The organism is Symbiopectobacterium sp. RP, assembly GCF_050472005.1.
GTDB lineage: Bacteria > Pseudomonadota > Gammaproteobacteria > Enterobacterales > Enterobacteriaceae > Symbiopectobacterium.
Genome location: NZ_JBGOGS010000001.1, coordinates 2440743 through 2456386 on the forward strand (window position 1 = coordinate 2440743; position 15644 = coordinate 2456386).

Below are 15644 nucleotides of genomic sequence, written 5' to 3' on the forward strand. Positions count from 1 at the left end.
TTGCGGCGCGCCACAGTACATACAGCGCACCAACATCACACGCGCGGTTAATAGAGCGTGAGCACCAATTCCCAAGGAAGGTAGTAAAGATTGAACAGCGACATCAATACCAGTGAGGCGTAGGTAGCGGCCATTCCGGTACGACGCCAGCGGAATTCACGTTGACGCAAGCCCACGCAGTGAAAGAGCCGGCCAATAATCAACAAAATACCGCACAAGTGAATCATGGCGATCAAGGCACCGTTCATTTCCATCAGCACCAGAAGAATAGCGCCGATGGGGAGGTATTCTACGGCATTGCCATGCACCCGAATGGCGGTCTGTAATTCATAAAAACCACCGTCTCCGTAAGCTACGCGGTATTGCATACGCAGTTTAACCACATCGAGAGACAGTTTTACCAGCAACAATGCGCCAAGCACCACATAGAGCGCGCTTATCATGTTCCACTCCATTGTCGGGCAAACATTGCCTGACAGAAAATATTAACCGACTTCGGCTGTTAGAATGATAACTGTCTGCTGTCAGACTGTCGCCTGTAATGTCTGCTTTTAAAAAAAACAGTTCAAAACCTGAAGTTATAATAAAAAATGCTAAAAAAAGCCTTTTAATACGTTATTGTTTTATATTTGTTTAAAATAAGGCTTCCTGTTGCGGCCAGTCAGGGCGCGGCGGGCAGGCAGCGATAACCGGCTCTAATAACGGCCATATCGCCAGTGCCAGCGGGAATACATTGCCAATGTCAGGCGTATGGATAAACAGATACGGAGAATGTTCCTGCCAGACCTTCAGTTTATAGCCAAGCGACTTAATTTTGATTACACCATATGGACTGAGAACAAAATCTCTGTATCGCAACCACTCTCTCTTTTTTTGCTTGTGCCCATTTATGCTCAATGGGGTTAAGATTTGGCCAATATGTAGGCAAATACTCCACCATATACCCTGCATCGATGATGACTTGTTGAATATTATGTTTTTTGTGAAAAGTTGCATTGTCCATCACGATTACCCTGTTTTTAGGGAGTACTGGGATAAGGACTTGTGTGACCCAGGAATAGAAAACATCGCTGTTAATATTGATATCAAATAATCCGATAGCAAGAGCCTGTTTAAGATTTTGTGTAAATGCCTTTCCTCAGAAGTGACCGTCAAGGCGGTCACCGAACTCGATAATAAAGCGACTCATTGCCATACGCCAGTCCTGTAAGGGCATCGTCCATTTCTGTGATGCCGCCTGGATTGCCAGCCATACGACCTTCTTCAGCGAGTCATCAGTCGGGAACACCTTGCGTTTCTTGATTGCATGCCGGAGCACGCTGTTCAGTGATTCTATAGCGTTAGCGTTCGTCGTGTAGATTACCTTGCGAAGTTCCTGCGGGTACGAGAAGAATGTCGACAGGTTGGCCCAGTTTGACTGCCAGCTCCGGCTTATCTGCGGATAGCGGTGATCCCATGTCCCACCGAACGTCTCCAGCGCCTGAAGCGCGGCCTCTTCGGCTGGAGCCTGATACACTGCCTTGAGGTCGCGTGTTACCGCCTTATATAGCTAAACGACTTAATTTTGATTACATTATTTAAATGAGCTATTCAATTGATTTTAGAGGTAAAGTGATATCTACACGGGAATGAAGAAGGGTTGAGTATCCGAGAAACAGCGAAGCAATTTCGGATTGGCCCTGCCTCTGTATCGCGTTGGATTAATCAAATAGCGTCAAAAGCATCGACCACGCGTCAGCGAAAGAGCGATAAATCCGAGTTGATAAAAGATGTTGAACCATATCCAGATGCTTACCAAAAAGAACGTGCAGAGCGTTTTGGCGTTTGTCAGAAGGCCATTTGGCAAGCTCTTAAAAAGCTGGGATTGACCTATAAAAAAACGCTACGCCATCCGAAAGCCGACGAAAGCGCCCGGCAAGCATTTCAACAAAAAATACAACAGTATGAAAAAAAGGTAAACCTATTGTTTTTACTGATGAAAGTGGTTTTCCACACGATACCCCACGAACTCACGGCTATTCCCCAAAAGGTCAACGGTGTTTTGGCCTGAAGAACGGGGGAGCCAAGGAAAGAACAAATGTTATCGGCGCTTTATTAGGCACAACGCTGTTTGCTATCGGATTATTTGATATCAATATTAACAGCGATGTTTTCTATTCCTGGGTCACACAAGTCCTTATCCCAGTACTCCCTAAAAACAGGGTAATCGTGATGGACAATGCAACTTTTCACAAAAAACATAATATTCAACAAGTCATCATCGATGCAGGGTATATGGTGGAGTATTTGCCAGATCTTAACCCCATTGAGCATAAATGGGCACAAGCAAAAAAAGAGAGAGTGGTTGCGATACAGAGATTTTGTTCTCAGTCCATATGGTGTAATCAAAATTAAGTCGCTTGGCTATACCACTGATGCTGTACAGCGCTTCGTCCAGCGTGCGTGCCGCCTGATCGCGTAACACTTGCGGTGGCACGACGTTAACCGCCTGCGGCACGTCCAACAGACGTGCTTCTGTGTGTGTGCAGGTTACGCTTTTGTGCGGTTGATATAGCCAACCGACTTAAAAGTGATTACAGTCAATGCCCTGATATGTGGCAAAAAAATACAGCTAATTGTTATCAAAATAATGTCGCTTGGCTATAACGGTTTGCTCTGCCAACTGCGGGGTAAATATCCGCTTTTGGTGAATATCCCTATTTTGGGTGTGTTGTCGAAAGCCTTACAATGTCGGATAATAGTCCAGTTTTGTTTTATAGGCATGGTAATGACCGACTATCTACTTCTTTTCGTCAGCACGCTGCTGGTGAACAATTTTGTTCTGGTGAAATTTCTCGGGCTTTGCCCCTTTATGGGCGTGTCCAAGAAATTGGAAACCGCCATTGGCATGGGGTTGGCAACAACCTTCGTCATGACGTTCGGCTCGATGTTTTCCTGGCTAGTCAACGAGTATGTGCTACTGCCGTTGGGCATCGTCTACCTGCGTACCATGGCCTTTATTTTGATTTTGGCGGTCGTGGTGCAGTTCACCGAAATGGCCGTGCGCAAAACCAGCCCGGAACTCTATCGCCTGCTAGGAATTTTCCTGCCGCTGATCACCACCAACTGCGCCGTGCTGGGCGTTGCGTTGCTCAACGTCAACCTGTCACACAACTTCCTGCAATCAACGGGTTATGGCCTCAGCGCCGCTGCTGGTTTCTCACTGGTTATGGTGTTGTTCGCCGCCATTCGTGAACGCATTGCCGTGTCGGATGTACCCGCGCCGTTCAAGGGCTCATCGATTGCATTGGTCACCGCTGGGTTGATGTCGCTCGCGTTTATGGGCTTTACCGGGTTGGTGAAATTCTAATGAATGCCATTTGGATTGCGATTGTAGCGGTGAGTGTGCTCGCGCTGGTTTCCGGTTTGATTCTTGGTTTTGCCTCGCGCCGTTTTCACGTTGATGCTGATCCCATCGTCGAACAGGTCGAAGCGATGCTGCCGCAAAGCCAATGTGGTCAATGCGGCTATCCAGGCTGCCGTCCTTATGCTGAAGCCGTAGCGTTGCACGGTGAGCACATCAACAAATGCGGCCCCGGCGGCGAGGCAATGATGCTGAAGCTGGCCGAGAAACTCAATGTTGACCCGCAGCCGCTCGATGCTGACACAGCGGATCTGCAACCAGCACTCAAAGTCGCTTGGATCGACGAAAGCAACTGCATAGGCTGCACCAAATGTATTCAGGCCTGCCCGGTTGATGCCATTATTGGCACCACCCGCGCCGTGCACACCGTGGTGAGCGATCTCTGTACCGGTTGTGACCTGTGTGTCGCCCCTTGCCCTACAGATTGCATCGAACTGCGCCCGGTAGCCACCACGACGTCCAGCTGGAAATGGGATCTTGAGACCATTCCGGTTCGCCTTATCCAAGTAGAACATCATGCTTAAGCTGTTAAATCTGTTTCGTAAAGAGAGAGTTTGGGATTTCGACGGTGGCATTCATCCACCGGAGATGAAAACCCAGTCCAGCCGCGTACCGATGCGTTACATCCCGCTGCCCGAACAGTTTATTATTCCGCTGAAACAGCACCTCGGACCGGAAGGCGAACTTTGCGTGAACGTTGGCGATCGGGTACTGCGCGGTCAACCCCTTACGCGCGGTACAGGACTCATGCTGCCGGTACACGCCCCTACCTCCGGCACGGTCAACGCTATCCGTCCACACATGACAGCACACCCTTCGGCCTTGCCCGAGTTAAGCATCATAATTATTCCTGACGGGGAAGATCGCTGGTGCGATCGCCAGTGCTTACCTGATTATCAGCAGCATTCGATAGACACCCTGCTCGCGCATTTACATCAGGCTGGTATTGCTGGTTTGGGCGGCGCTGGCTTCCCAACCTCGGCCAAACTCAAAGGTGGGCTGCGCGGTATCGCAACGTTGATCATCAATGCCGCTGAATGTGAACCTTACATCACCGCCGACGATCGGTTGATTCAAGAGTATGCCCGTGAAATTGTGCAAGGGATTGAGATCCTGATGCATTTGCTTTCACCCGAACGTACCTTGATTGGCATTGAAGACAACAAACCCGAGGCTATCCAGGCACTGCGCCACGCACTGGCCGATCGCACAGACATTCGGTTGCGGGTCATTCCCACCAAATACCCCTCCGGCGGTGCCAAGCAGCTCACCAAGATTTTGACTGGCAAAGAAGTGCCCTTTGGCAAACATTCCGCCTCGATCGGCGTATTGATGCAAAACGTCGGTACCGCGTATGCCATCAAGCGTGCGGTGATCGACGGTGAAGCCTTGACGGAGCGAGTGGTCACCCTGACCGGGGAAGCACTGCGCCAACCGGGCAATGTCTGGGCGCGCCTCGGCACGCCAGTGCGCCACTCGCTTAAACAGGCCGGGTTTCATGCCGAAAACAAAACCCCGATGGTGATCATGGGTGGACCGCTGATGGGCTTCACCCTACCCGCGCTTGACGTTCCCATTGTGAAAATCAGCAACTGTATTCTTGCGCCGTCAGTGAACGAAATGCAGGCTCCAGAGCAAGAGCAATCCTGCATTCGGTGCAGTAAGTGCGCCGACGCCTGCCCGGCAGGACTGTTGCCACAGCAGCTTTACTGGTTCAGCCGCGGGCAGGAGCATGAAAAGGCGCGCGCGCACCATTTGTTTGACTGTATTGAATGCGGTGCCTGTGCCTATGTCTGCCCAAGCAATATTCCGTTGGTGCAATACTACCGTCAGGAAAAGGCTGAAATCCGCACTATCGATCTTGAGGCATCGCGGGCGCAGCAGGCGAAAGCGCGTTTTGATGCAAAACAGTTGCGTCTGGAGCGAGAAAAAGCGGCGCGTGAACGGCGTCATCAGCAAGCGGCTGCCACAGTGTCTACGGCGGATAAAAAGGCCGTTCAGGCTGCACTGGAGCGCGTGCATAGCAAAAATGTGCTTGCTGAACCGCTTGCTGCCATTGCGATAAATCCTGACCAAACGCCGGATAACAGCGCGGTCATCGCTGCGCGCGAAGCGCGAAAAGCTCAGGCGCGCGAGAAGCAACGGATGCAGGCCGATACCGAACAAGCCCAACCGGTTTCCGCTGTGCCAGAGGATCCAAGACAGGCTGCGGTGGCTGCGGCTATTGCTCGGGTTAAAGCTAAAAAGACAGCGCAGCAAGCGCCTGAGGGTATTCCCCCAGCGACTGTCGCCACGCCAGCACCCGAAGAGGAACTTGTGCCCGATCTGAGCGACCCACGCAAAGCCGCTGTTGCCGCTGCTATTGCCCGCGTTAAGGCCAAAAAAGCGGCTCAGCAAGCGCCAGAGGCTATCCCCCCAACGATTGTCGCCGCGCCTGCTCCTGAAGCAGAACCTGAGCCCGATCGGAGCGACCCACGCAAAGCTGCCGTTGCCGCTGCTATTGCCCGCGTTAAAGCCAAAAAAGCGGCTCAGCAAGCGCCGGAGGCTATCCTCCCTACGGTTGTCGCCGCGCCGGCCCCCGCAGCGGAACCCGCTCCCGATCTCAGAGACCCACGCAAAGCCGCCGTTGCCGCTGCCATTGCCCGCGTTAAAGCACGTAAAGCCGAACAGGCGTTAATCCATACTCACGAGGAATAGATGGCTTTCAAGATCGCAAGTTCGCCTTTTACCCATAACCATCAGCGCACACAGCGCATCATGCTGTGGGTAATACTTGCCTGTGTGCCCGGTATCGCTACCCAGACCCTGTTTTTTGGCGTCGGCACCTTGATACAAATCGCCCTCGCCTCGGCAACAGCGTTTACGGCGGAAGCGGTGACATTGTCACTGAGGAAATTTGCAGTACTCCCCACGCTGGCGGATCAATCGGCGCTGTTAACCGCCATTCTGCTCGGTGTCAGCTTGCCCCCGTTGGCACCTTGGTGGATGGTGGTGCTTGCCACATTTTTCGCTATCGTGATCGCCAAGCAACTGTATGGCGGATTAGGAAACAATCCGTTTAATCCGGCTATGGTCGGCTACGTAGTGCTGTTAATCTCCTTCCCGGTCCAGATGACCAGTTGGCTACCGCCCAGCGCGCTACAGGTGGCACCGGTCACCTTCGTTGATGCACTGCATGTGATTTTTACCGGACAAACCGATGCGGGTTTACACATTCAGGGGATAATGCAGAACATTGATGGCATTACCCAGGCCACGCCGTTAGATGGCTTCAAAACCGGCCTGCGCGCCGGGGAAACACCGGCACAAGTATTACAACACCCAATCTTTGCGGAGAGTCTGGCTGGCGTGGGCTGGCAATGGGTCAATCTGGCGTACCTTGCCGGTGGCATTCTTTTATTATTGACCCGCTCCATTCGCTGGCATATTCCCGTCAGCATGCTGCTCTCTTTGCTGCTGTGCGCCGCGCTCGGCTGGGTATTGATGCCGGAAAAAGCCGCACCTCCACTGCTGCATCTGTTCTCTGGTGCCACCATGCTCGGTGCTTTTTTCATCGCCACCGATCCCGTGACGGCCTCCACCACCAATAAAGGGCGCTTGTTGTTTGGCGTGCTGATTGGGCTGCTGGTGTGGTTGATCCGTACCTACGGTGGATACCCGGATGGCATCGCGTTTGCGGTATTACTGGCGAATATTACCGTTCCGCTCATCGATTACTTTACCCAACCACGCGCCTACGGCCATCGTCGATAAGGAAATAGCATGATCAGTACGATGCGACGTCACGCGACCACGCTGGCACTGTTTGCCGCCTTGACCAGCGGCTTGACAGCGGTGGTCAATACCCTGACCAAACCTACTATTGCCCATCAAGCACAGTTGCAACAAAAAGCGTTGCTGAATCAGGTGATTCCTCCTGATATTTACGACAACAATATTCTGCAAGAATGTTACCTTGTCACCGATGAGGCGCTGGGCACGACATCCGCGCGACATCTCTACTTTGCACGCAAAGGTGATACTCCGGTGGCGGCAGCCATTGAATCGAGCGCACCAGACGGTTATTCCGGTGCCATTCATCTGCTGATAGGGGCGGATTTCCATGGTAAGGTACTCGGGGTTCGGGTGACTGAGCACCATGAAACGCCAGGACTGGGCGACAAAATTGATCTGCGGGTATCTGACTGGATAACCCGCTTTACCGGACGTACCGTGCAAAGTGCCGACGATCGCCAGTGGGCCGTCAAAAAAGATGGCGGCGAATACGATCAGTTCACCGGTGCCACCATCACGCCCCGTGCCGTGGTAAACGCCAGCAAACGGAGTGCGCTTTTTATGCAGACCCTCCCGGCGCGCCTGACGACATTGCAGAATTGTGGAGCAGAGTAACATGAGTGAAGTGAAACACCTTCTGGCCCAGGGGCTTTGGAAAAACAACTCAGCGCTGGTGCAACTGTTAGGCATGTGCCCACTGCTGGCCGTCACCTCCACCGCCACCAACGCCTTGGGCTTAGGGTTAGCCACCACGCTGGTACTGACCTGCACCAATGCAGCGATTTCCGCCATGCGCCGGTGGGTCCCGTCTGAAATCCGCATTCCTATTTATGTGATGATTATTGCAGCCGTGGTCAGCTCGGTGGAAATGCTGATTAACGCCTATGCCTACGGCTTATACCAGTCGCTGGGCATTTTTATTCCACTGATCGTCACTAACTGTTTGGTGATCGGACGTGCGGAAGCCTACGCCGCGCAAAACCCCGTCGCCCTTTCGGCACTGGATGGTTTCGCCATGGGCATGGGAGCGACCTGTACCATGTTCGTGTTGGGTTCCCTGCGTGAATTACTGGGTAATGGCACGCTGTTTGACGGTGCAGACTTGTTGCTCGGCAATTGGGCCAAAGCGCTGCACATCGAAGTGATCCACGTTGATACCTCGCTCTTGCTGGCGATGCTGCCGCCTGGTGCGTTTATCGGTTTAGCGCTGTTGCTTGCCGCCAAATACCTGATTGACGAAAAAATGAAACGCCGCCGCGCCGTCAGCGAGGCAAAACGGAACGTTACAGCAGCTGACACGCTGACCGGAACGGCACCATAAGCATAAGGATAAGACGATGAACAAGGAAAAACGCGGCGAAATCTTGCGTCGTCTGCGCGATGCGAATCCACATCCGATCACAGAGTTACACTTTGATACACCGTTCGAGCTGTTGATAGCCGTACTGCTTTCAGCACAGGCCACAGATGTCAGCGTGAATAAAGCCACTGCAAAACTCTATCCGGTCGCTAACACACCAGAAACCTTGTTGGCACTTGGGGTTGACGGTGTAAAAGCTTATATCCGCACCATTGGCCTGTTTAACAGCAAGGCTGAAAATATCATCAAGACCTGCCGTATTCTGTTAGACAAGCATCAGGGTCAGGTACCGGAAAATCGCGAAGCGCTGGAAGCACTGCCCGGTGTCGGTCGTAAAACCGCCAACGTAGTGTTAAACACCGCCTTTGGTTGGCCCACCATCGCCGTTGATACACATATTTTCCGCGTGTGCAACCGTACCGGATTCGCGCCGGGAAAAAACGTAGATGCAGTAGAAGAAAAGCTATTGAAGGTAGTGCCAGCAGAATTCAAAATCTACTGCCACCACTGGCTGATTTTGCACGGACGTTACACCTGCATCGCCCGTAAACCGCGCTGCGGTTCCTGCCTGATTGAAGATTTGTGCGAATTCGGTGACAAGGTATACGCCTGAGGCTACTCAGTGCATTCAGCAACGTCTTGCCAAGATCCACTCTGATATCGCGTCTAGGGCACCGAGCGCGTAAGCAGACTGTCCTGCTGCTAAAAATCCCCACTGCGTCCAACGCGGCCATTGGTCGTTCAGTTGATAATTAAAACATTTGGCGCGCAGTAATCCGTGGGTGGCATCTTTGACTTCGCGTAAGCAGCGTGAAGTTGCCACCGGCAGTAACCGACTCAACACCGTTAATGTTTCCTTCGAGGAAACATTGAGATCTTGAGCCCCCATCAGCACCATCACCGGCACGTGCTGTGCGGCAATGTCCTGACGTGCATCCGACAACGCATTACGTCGCTCAAAATCGTCTCGAGTGCAACGTGACGAGCAAGGTTGCATCACCGTTTGGGGCGTAAAGCGTTGTGAATAGGCTACACGTTCTCTCGCGATGGCAGCGGTAATCTCCGATGGCTCTGCCCCTTCTACGGCTAAACGTTGCTGCATGTAGTAGAAACCTTGCTCGCGCCAGTTTATCGCAGGGCCAATTAACACGATAAAATCTGCTGTTGAACGCTGACTGGCATTAGGTACCACCCACCCCGCTTGAGAAAAACCGAGAAACCCCAGACGACTCTCTTTCAATTCTGGCCGTGCACGCAACGCATGCAGTGCGGCAACCGCTTCATCCGCACGATCGCGTAGGGTCTGTGCCAGCCAATCACCTAGGCAACAAATTCATTTACCAGCGGAAGGTAGCCGCCATCAGAGCAGCGGTCTTGGGCACCGTCGCCGTGCACTAGGCTGTGTCCCTTATAGCCAAGCGACATTATTTTGATAACAATTGGCTGTATTTTTTTGCCACATATCAGGGCATTGGCTGTAATCATTTTTAAGTCGGTTGGCTATAATTGCTTGAGCTATAGTATCCATCTGTTTCTACGACACTTTTGATTATGACTCACTACGATCTTTCTGATGAAGCATGGGCAATCATTGAGCCCTTGTTGCCAACCGTTTTGACATCTCCACGGGCCCCGGCCGGCCGTGGGCAGAACATCGAAAAATCTTCAACGGCATGTTCTGGATACTGTGTTCAGGCGCACCATAGCGTGATTTACCTGAACGTTACGGCCCATGGAAAAGCGTTTATAACCGTTTCAATAGATGCTCAAAGTCTGGAATCATTAACATTATTTTCAATAAGTTACTTTCATTTCTTGATGCTCATGAACTTGTTGACTGGTCAGCCACTGCGCTGGATGGCAGTAATATCCGTGCGCTCAAATGTGCGGCTGGCGCTCAAAAAAACATCTCGATATTACCAACGATAATAGCCTGGGTCGCTCACGAGGTGGTTATGGCACCAAAATCCACATGGCGACTAACGGAAGCGGCATCCCGCTAAACGTCGTACTGAGTGCTGGACAGGGTCACGAAAGCCTGTTTGCGTTACGACTCCTGGACGGAATTGGCGTGCAACGCCAGAACGGCAACATGAAGCGTCGTGGCCATGCAGTACTGGCTGACAAAGCCTACTCTGGGAATGCACTATAGCTAAACGACTTAATTTTGATTACATTATTTAAATGAGCTATTCAATTGATTTTAGACGTAAAGTGATATCTACACGGGAAGAAGAAGGGTTGAGTATCCGAGAAACAGCGAAGCAATTTCGGATTGGCCCTACCTCTGTATCGCGTTGGATTAATCAAATAGCGTCAAAAGCATCGACCACGCGTCAGCGAAAGATCGATAAATCCGAGTTGATAAAAGATGTTGAACAATATCCAGATGCTTACCAAAAAGAACGTGCAGAGCGTTTTGGCGTTTGTCAGAAGGGCATTTGGCAAGCTCTTAAAAAGCTGGGCTTGACCTATAAAAAAAACTCTACGTTATCCGAAAGCCGACGAAAGCGCCCTGCAAGCATTCCAACAAAAAATACAACAGTATGAAAAAGAAGGTAAACCTATTGTTTTTATTGATGAAAGTGGTTTTCCACACGATACCCCACGGACTCACGGTTATTCCCCAAAAGGTCAACGGTGTTTTGACCTGAAGAACTGGGGAGCCAAGGGAAGAACAAATGTTATCGGCGCTTTATTAGTCACAACGCTGAGCCTGTACACGAGATTGTGTAATTGCCTGATTTTGATATGTTCAATCCAACATCAAAAGCAGGTTACTTTATGGACGAAAAACAGTTACAGGCTCCCTAAAAACAGTGTAATCGTGATGGACAATGCAACTTTTCACAAAAAACATAATATTCAACAAGTCATCATCGATGCAGGGTATATGGTGGAGTATTTGCCTACATATTCGCCAGATCTTAACCCCATTGAGCATAAATGGGCACAAGCAAAAAGCAAAAAAAAGAGAGAGTGGTTGCGATACAGAGATTTTGTTCTCAGTCCATATGGTGTAATCAAAATTAAGTCGCTTGGCTATACGTAACGAGTTGAAAAAAAGAGGGATAAAAATGGTTATTCCCCGAAAATCAAATGAAAAACTGGCTTCAGATGGACGCTCGCAACTTGATCGTGATGCTTATCGCCGTCGCAACGTTGTGGAAAGGTGTTTTGGCCGTTTAAAGGAATATCGACGGATCGCCACACGTTATGAAAAAATGGCAAGAAACTATCTAGCAATGGTGAAACTGGGCTGCATCCGCTTGTTTTACCGCCGGTTACGCAATTAAGTGTACTAGCTCAGACCTGAGCTGACAGTTACCGATTATTTATACAGGTGTCTGTCAGATTACATCTGGTTCAGATTCTTTTCTGCCCAGATCCGTTTTCCATCGAGTAAACTGGCCATCGGCGTACGCCCGCAGCACATTTTTCCCTGATGAGTTCGCTCAGTATTGTAATGCCACAACCAGTTGTCCAGATCTACCTGCAGGCTTTCCAGGTCTCCATATAACTTCTTGCGGAACGTAACCTGATAAAAATCCTGCAAAATGGTTTTATGGAAGCGCTCGCAGATGCCGTTCGTCTGCGGAGACATCGCCTTCGTTTTCGTATGCTCGATATCGTTGATAGCCAGATAAAGCTGATAATCATGCTGCTCCACTTTACCACAGTACTCCGTACCCCTGTCGGTCAGTATTCTCAGCACCGGCAGTCCCTGAGCCTCGTAGAACGGGAGTACGCGATCATTGAGCAGGTCGGCGGCGGTGAGCGGTGTTTTATTCGTATACAGCTTGCAGTGCGCCACTTTCGAGTACGTATCCACGAACGTCTGCTGGTAGATACGGCCCACCCCCTTCAGATTGCCCACGTAGAAGGTGTCCTGCGAGCCCAGATACCCGGGATGTGCCGTCTCGATTTCACCGCAGGCCTCATCATCGTGCGCCTTCTTCTCCAGGGCTGCGATTTGAGCGTCGGTAAGGACAATGCCTTCTCTGGCGACCTTTTCCTCAAGCGCCTTCAGGCGTTTACGGAAGTTCTCCAGGTCGTGTCGTTGCCAGATGGAGCGCACGCCGCTGCCGGAGATAAACACACCTTTTTTACGCAGCTCATTACTGGTCCGGTGCTGCCCATGGGGCGGGAACTCAATAGCATAATCAACAACCGCGCGTTCAGTGGCTTCGTCGGCGCGGTTCTTCAGGTTCGGAACCCGGCGGTTCTGGTTAACCAGCGCATCAATGCTGCCTTCAGCAGCCAGTTCCTGATAACGGTAAAATGTATCGCGTGACACGCCCATGCTCTTGCAGGCTTTTGATACGTTACCGAGTTCTTCGGCGAGATTGAGCAGGCCGGCTTTGTGTTTGATAATGGGATTGTTAGTATGAAGCATGAGAGTTACCTCGCGTTTTGTTTAAGGATTAGACACCCATATCAAAACCGGTAACTCTCAACCTTTCAAGGTCCAGTGTCAGATCTAGTCGCGACTAATACAAATTAAGGGACACAGCCTAGCAACACCACAGGCAGGTTGTGTTTGTTATCAGGCAGCAACAGTGTGCCTTCAAGACGGGCATCGCCCAGCGAAAACGATAAAGTCTGCTGGGCGCGTTCAGGGAGTTCAAAAGCGTAGAGGCCATGCAGCACGATGCCTGATATCACTATTAGCGCACAGGCCACTACTGATAGCACAAGCTTGATCATGCCATGCACTTCTTTGATGAATAATCGACGCTATTTCACGGGCAGCGTTATACCCTTAAACATAGCTTCAATTTCTTCATTTGATCGCAAAGCAATGGCAGAATCCACCACATCACGCGTGATGTGCGGCGCAAAGCGCTGAATAAAATCATACATGTAGCTGCGCAGGAAGGTACTGCGCCGGAACCCGATCTTGGTGGTGCTGTAGCTAAAAATGCTGTTCGCGTTAATGGTCACCAGATCTGTCTCCGTGCGCGGGTCGACGGCCATGTTGGCGATAACACCCACACCCAACCCCAGACGCACGTATGTTTTGATCACATCAGCATCCGTGGCAGTGAACACAATGCGCGGTGTCAACCCTGCACGGTTAAATGCGGTATCCAGCTCCGAACGGCCGGTAAAACCGAAGGTGTAGGTAACTATCGGATAGGCTGCCAGTTCTTCAATGGTGATATCTTTCTTCGTTGCCAACGGATGATCGGGTTTCACCACCACTGCGCGATTCCAGTGGTAGCATGGCAGCATGATCAAATCGTCATACAGATGCAGCGCCTCAGTGGCGATGGCAAAATCAGCCGTCCCTTTCGCGACCGCTTCGGCTATCTGCGTTGGCGATCCCTGATGCATATGCAGTGAAACGCGAGGATAACGCTCAATGAATCCTTTGATGACATCCGGCAATGCGTAACGCGCCTGCGTATGCGTGGTAGCCACATAGAGCGAACCTTTATCAGGATAGGTGTGCTCTCCTGCTACGGCCTTGATGGCATCCACCTTAGAGAGCACTTCCCGGGCAATACGCACCACTTCCTGACCTGCCGGCGTTACCTGAGTCAGGTGCTTACCGCTACGCGCAAAAATTTGAATTCCCAGCTCATCTTCCAGCATTCTCACCTGTTTACTGATTCCCGGCTGCGAGGTGTACAGACCCTCAGCCGTTGAGGAAACATTCAGGTTATGATTAACAACTTCAACGATATAACGAAGCTGTTGCAATTTCATATGTCATCCCATGTTATTGAGCATGTGCATCAGGCACGAATAAATTATCTACCGTTGCTTTACTTTTTCATGACGCAGCAACATTTGCAATGCGATGAAAAGCAGGCGGTTATTTCATCATATTAAGGTCATTTAATCATAAAAAATATTTTTATATACCCAATAAACCTCAAGATGCAGGTTTGAGCACCTGAAAACGATCGTGAATTCTGGACGTCAGCGAGTCAGCTATTTCTGGTAGCGTATTGGTGAAAAAATTGAATATTGCATCCCGAAAATCGCGGGTGTTTTCAAAATAGCGATTATTCCGTGTATGCTCATTCATCACTTTCCACAGGCGTTCTATCGCGTTCAGATTCGGACTGTAAGGCGGTAAATAGTGAAGCTCTATGTTCACGACAAAGGCCCAATCCTTAATCAATTGGGTTCGGTGATAACCCGCACCGTCCAGTATTACATGGATTCTCTGTCGGTAATCAGGGTAACGTTTGCGTATCTCAATGAAAAAACGAGCAATGTTGTAGTCATTAATTTTTTTGTAATCGTGAATAACCGTACCGCCGATATCGCTCAGATTCAGCGCACCCAGTATATTCAGACGGGTTCGACTTCCCGTTGTTTTAACTGACTTTTTATGCCCTTTTCGTATCCATCCATAACTGAGCTTTGTGGCTTGTGTCGGATGAACCGCATCGATAAACAGAATCGCCTCATTGCCGGCTGTTTTCTTTAAATTCTCATAATATTCAATGAAATGCTTCTGATTTTCTTCACTGAATTTATGGGGTACGCCCGCCGGTTTTTTGTAGGAGAAACCATGACGGTGCAACCACTTGTTCATGCCGGGAATACTGAATCGGATAGCCCAGCGATGTTCGACATAAGCCACGATGTCGTGGGTATGATGGAAGAGATGTTGAGATAAATAGCTGATTAAGAGCGCAGTCTTTTCAGCACAAAGCCGACTTGCAGACCCACCGTTTTCAGGTTTAAGTTTGCGAGTGTTGACGTAATCGTTGATATGTTGGTTTACCGTCGTTTCGTGCAGACGCAGAGCTTGCGCAATCATCGCAGAGGTCCAGCCTTCGGAGGCCAGCAGGACGGCTTTGATGCGATCACAAACACGCTTATCACGACTGGTGTCATGAAGGTGTTCGAGTTCGGCTTTTTGCTTGTCGGTAATAAATATCTTCATAGTGGGTGAGCATGATCTTCTTACCACGTAAAATCAAGCATCTTCAATGATCACGGGTATATAACTATTGGCTATTTGCATTCTGAGGTAGGATCGCAGATTTAATCTGGTAATGGAATTCATACTCTTTTGTGCAAAACATGGTTGACGATCACCTTTAGACCATAGTACCGTTTCGTGCAAAAGATGGTTGGAGGCCA

Annotated in this window: 20 protein-coding genes and 3 pseudogenes; 13 read left to right on the forward strand and 10 right to left on the reverse strand. The window is 50.3% G+C overall.

Annotation, left to right across the window (positions count from 1 at the left end; translation table 11 throughout):
- Positions 1-47: 47 nt before the first annotated feature.
- The 4 genes and pseudogenes from ACD630_RS16220 to ACD630_RS16235 form a co-directional block, all read right to left on the reverse strand.
- Positions 48-443, reverse strand: a complete 396-nt coding sequence (locus tag ACD630_RS16220) for an MAPEG family protein (protein ID WP_430359660.1) — start codon at positions 441-443, stop codon at positions 48-50.
- A 190-nt stretch (positions 444-633) separates the two neighbouring features.
- Positions 634-897 carry a hypothetical protein gene (locus ACD630_RS16225; protein ID WP_430359661.1) on the reverse strand — a complete coding sequence of 88 codons (264 nt, stop codon included), beginning with the start codon at positions 895-897 and terminating at the stop codon, positions 634-636.
- Complete coding sequence (locus ACD630_RS16230) at positions 809-1099, reverse strand: transposase (RefSeq protein WP_430360095.1); 291 nt, start codon at positions 1097-1099, stop codon at positions 809-811. The genes ACD630_RS16225 and ACD630_RS16230 overlap by 89 nt, the downstream gene beginning before the upstream one ends.
- Before the next feature lie 39 nt (positions 1100-1138).
- A pseudogene (locus tag ACD630_RS16235) lies at positions 1139-1546 on the reverse strand (transposase); the annotation flags it as partial.
- Positions 1547-1639: 93 nt separating this feature from the next.
- Between ACD630_RS16235 and ACD630_RS16240 the strand changes: the two are divergent.
- The 9 genes from ACD630_RS16240 (at position 1640) to nth (ending at position 9150) form a co-directional block, all read left to right on the forward strand.
- Complete coding sequence (locus tag ACD630_RS16240; protein WP_430359662.1) at positions 1640-2050, forward strand: IS630 transposase-related protein; 411 nt, start codon at positions 1640-1642, stop codon at positions 2048-2050.
- On the forward strand, positions 1963-2394 hold the full coding sequence (locus tag ACD630_RS16245) for a transposase (protein WP_430360096.1): 432 nt from the start codon (positions 1963-1965) through the stop codon (positions 2392-2394). Before ACD630_RS16240 ends, ACD630_RS16245 begins: the two co-directional genes overlap by 88 nt.
- Before the next feature lie 373 nt (positions 2395-2767).
- On the forward strand, positions 2768-3349 hold the full coding sequence (gene rsxA, locus ACD630_RS16250) for an electron transport complex subunit RsxA (RefSeq protein WP_430360097.1): 582 nt from the start codon (positions 2768-2770) through the stop codon (positions 3347-3349).
- On the forward strand, positions 3349-3927 hold the full coding sequence (gene rsxB / locus ACD630_RS16255; RefSeq protein ID WP_430359663.1) for an electron transport complex subunit RsxB: 579 nt from the start codon (positions 3349-3351) through the stop codon (positions 3925-3927). The genes rsxA and rsxB overlap by 1 nt, the downstream gene beginning before the upstream one ends.
- Entirely contained in the window at positions 3920-6100 is a 2181-nt protein-coding gene (rsxC, locus tag ACD630_RS16260; protein ID WP_430359664.1) for an electron transport complex subunit RsxC, read from the forward strand. Before rsxB ends, rsxC begins: the two co-directional genes overlap by 8 nt.
- The gene (rsxD, locus tag ACD630_RS16265; protein WP_430359665.1) at positions 6101-7156 is read left to right on the forward strand and encodes an electron transport complex subunit RsxD; all 1056 of its coding nucleotides are present in this window, start codon (positions 6101-6103) and stop codon (positions 7154-7156) included.
- Between the two features lie 9 nt (positions 7157-7165).
- On the forward strand, positions 7166-7792 hold the full coding sequence (gene rsxG, locus ACD630_RS16270) for an electron transport complex subunit RsxG (protein ID WP_430359666.1): 627 nt from the start codon (positions 7166-7168) through the stop codon (positions 7790-7792).
- A 1-nt stretch (position 7793) separates the two neighbouring features.
- Positions 7794-8498 (forward strand): electron transport complex subunit E, encoded by a 705-nt coding sequence (locus tag ACD630_RS16275; protein ID WP_430359667.1) that lies wholly within the window; start codon positions 7794-7796, stop codon positions 8496-8498.
- A gap of 16 nt (positions 8499-8514) precedes the next feature.
- Complete coding sequence (gene nth, locus ACD630_RS16280) at positions 8515-9150, forward strand: endonuclease III (RefSeq protein ID WP_430359668.1); 636 nt, start codon at positions 8515-8517, stop codon at positions 9148-9150.
- A gap of 15 nt (positions 9151-9165) precedes the next feature.
- Here the strand turns inward: nth and ACD630_RS16285 are convergent, their stop codons facing one another.
- Together ACD630_RS16285 and ACD630_RS16290 are read right to left on the reverse strand one after the other, a co-directional pair.
- Positions 9166-9777: a hypothetical protein gene (locus ACD630_RS16285; RefSeq protein WP_430359669.1), complete on the reverse strand. Its 612-nt coding sequence runs from the start codon at positions 9775-9777 to the stop codon at positions 9166-9168.
- Positions 9778-9857: 80 nt separating this feature from the next.
- Positions 9858-10022 (reverse strand): hypothetical protein, encoded by a 165-nt coding sequence (locus ACD630_RS16290; RefSeq protein WP_430359670.1) that lies wholly within the window; start codon positions 10020-10022, stop codon positions 9858-9860.
- Between the two features lie 66 nt (positions 10023-10088).
- Between ACD630_RS16290 and ACD630_RS16295 the strand changes: the two are divergent.
- The 4 genes and pseudogenes from ACD630_RS16295 to ACD630_RS16310 form a co-directional block, all read left to right on the forward strand.
- A pseudogene (locus tag ACD630_RS16295) lies at positions 10089-10686 on the forward strand (IS5 family transposase); the annotation flags it as partial.
- A 35-nt stretch (positions 10687-10721) separates the two neighbouring features.
- A complete protein-coding gene (locus ACD630_RS16300) occupies positions 10722-11087 on the forward strand; it encodes an IS630 transposase-related protein (protein WP_430359671.1) in 366 nt (121 codons plus the stop codon).
- A gap of 25 nt (positions 11088-11112) precedes the next feature.
- Positions 11113-11589, forward strand: coding sequence for an IS630 family transposase (locus tag ACD630_RS16305; protein ID WP_430360098.1), 477 nt, complete (start codon positions 11113-11115; stop codon positions 11587-11589).
- Positions 11582-11833: pseudogene (locus tag ACD630_RS16310) on the forward strand (transposase); the annotation flags it as partial. The gene ACD630_RS16305 and the pseudogene ACD630_RS16310, both read left to right, overlap by 8 nt.
- A 59-nt stretch (positions 11834-11892) precedes the next feature.
- Here ACD630_RS16310 and ACD630_RS16315 read toward each other — a convergent pair.
- The 4 genes from ACD630_RS16315 to ACD630_RS16330 all read right to left on the reverse strand — a co-directional run bounded on the left by ACD630_RS16315 (position 11893) and on the right by ACD630_RS16330 (position 15444).
- On the reverse strand, positions 11893-12933 hold the full coding sequence (locus ACD630_RS16315) for an IS481 family transposase (RefSeq protein ID WP_430359672.1): 1041 nt from the start codon (positions 12931-12933) through the stop codon (positions 11893-11895).
- Positions 12934-13037: 104 nt separating this feature from the next.
- The gene (locus tag ACD630_RS16320) at positions 13038-13244 is read right to left on the reverse strand and encodes a hypothetical protein (RefSeq protein WP_430359673.1); all 207 of its coding nucleotides are present in this window, start codon (positions 13242-13244) and stop codon (positions 13038-13040) included.
- Between the two features lie 30 nt (positions 13245-13274).
- Positions 13275-14249: an HTH-type transcriptional regulator CysB gene (gene cysB, locus ACD630_RS16325; protein WP_430359674.1), complete on the reverse strand. Its 975-nt coding sequence runs from the start codon at positions 14247-14249 to the stop codon at positions 13275-13277.
- A 169-nt stretch (positions 14250-14418) separates the two neighbouring features.
- Positions 14419-15444, reverse strand: coding sequence for an IS630 family transposase (locus tag ACD630_RS16330; RefSeq protein WP_430359675.1), 1026 nt, complete (start codon positions 15442-15444; stop codon positions 14419-14421).
- Positions 15445-15644: the final 200 nt, after the last annotated feature.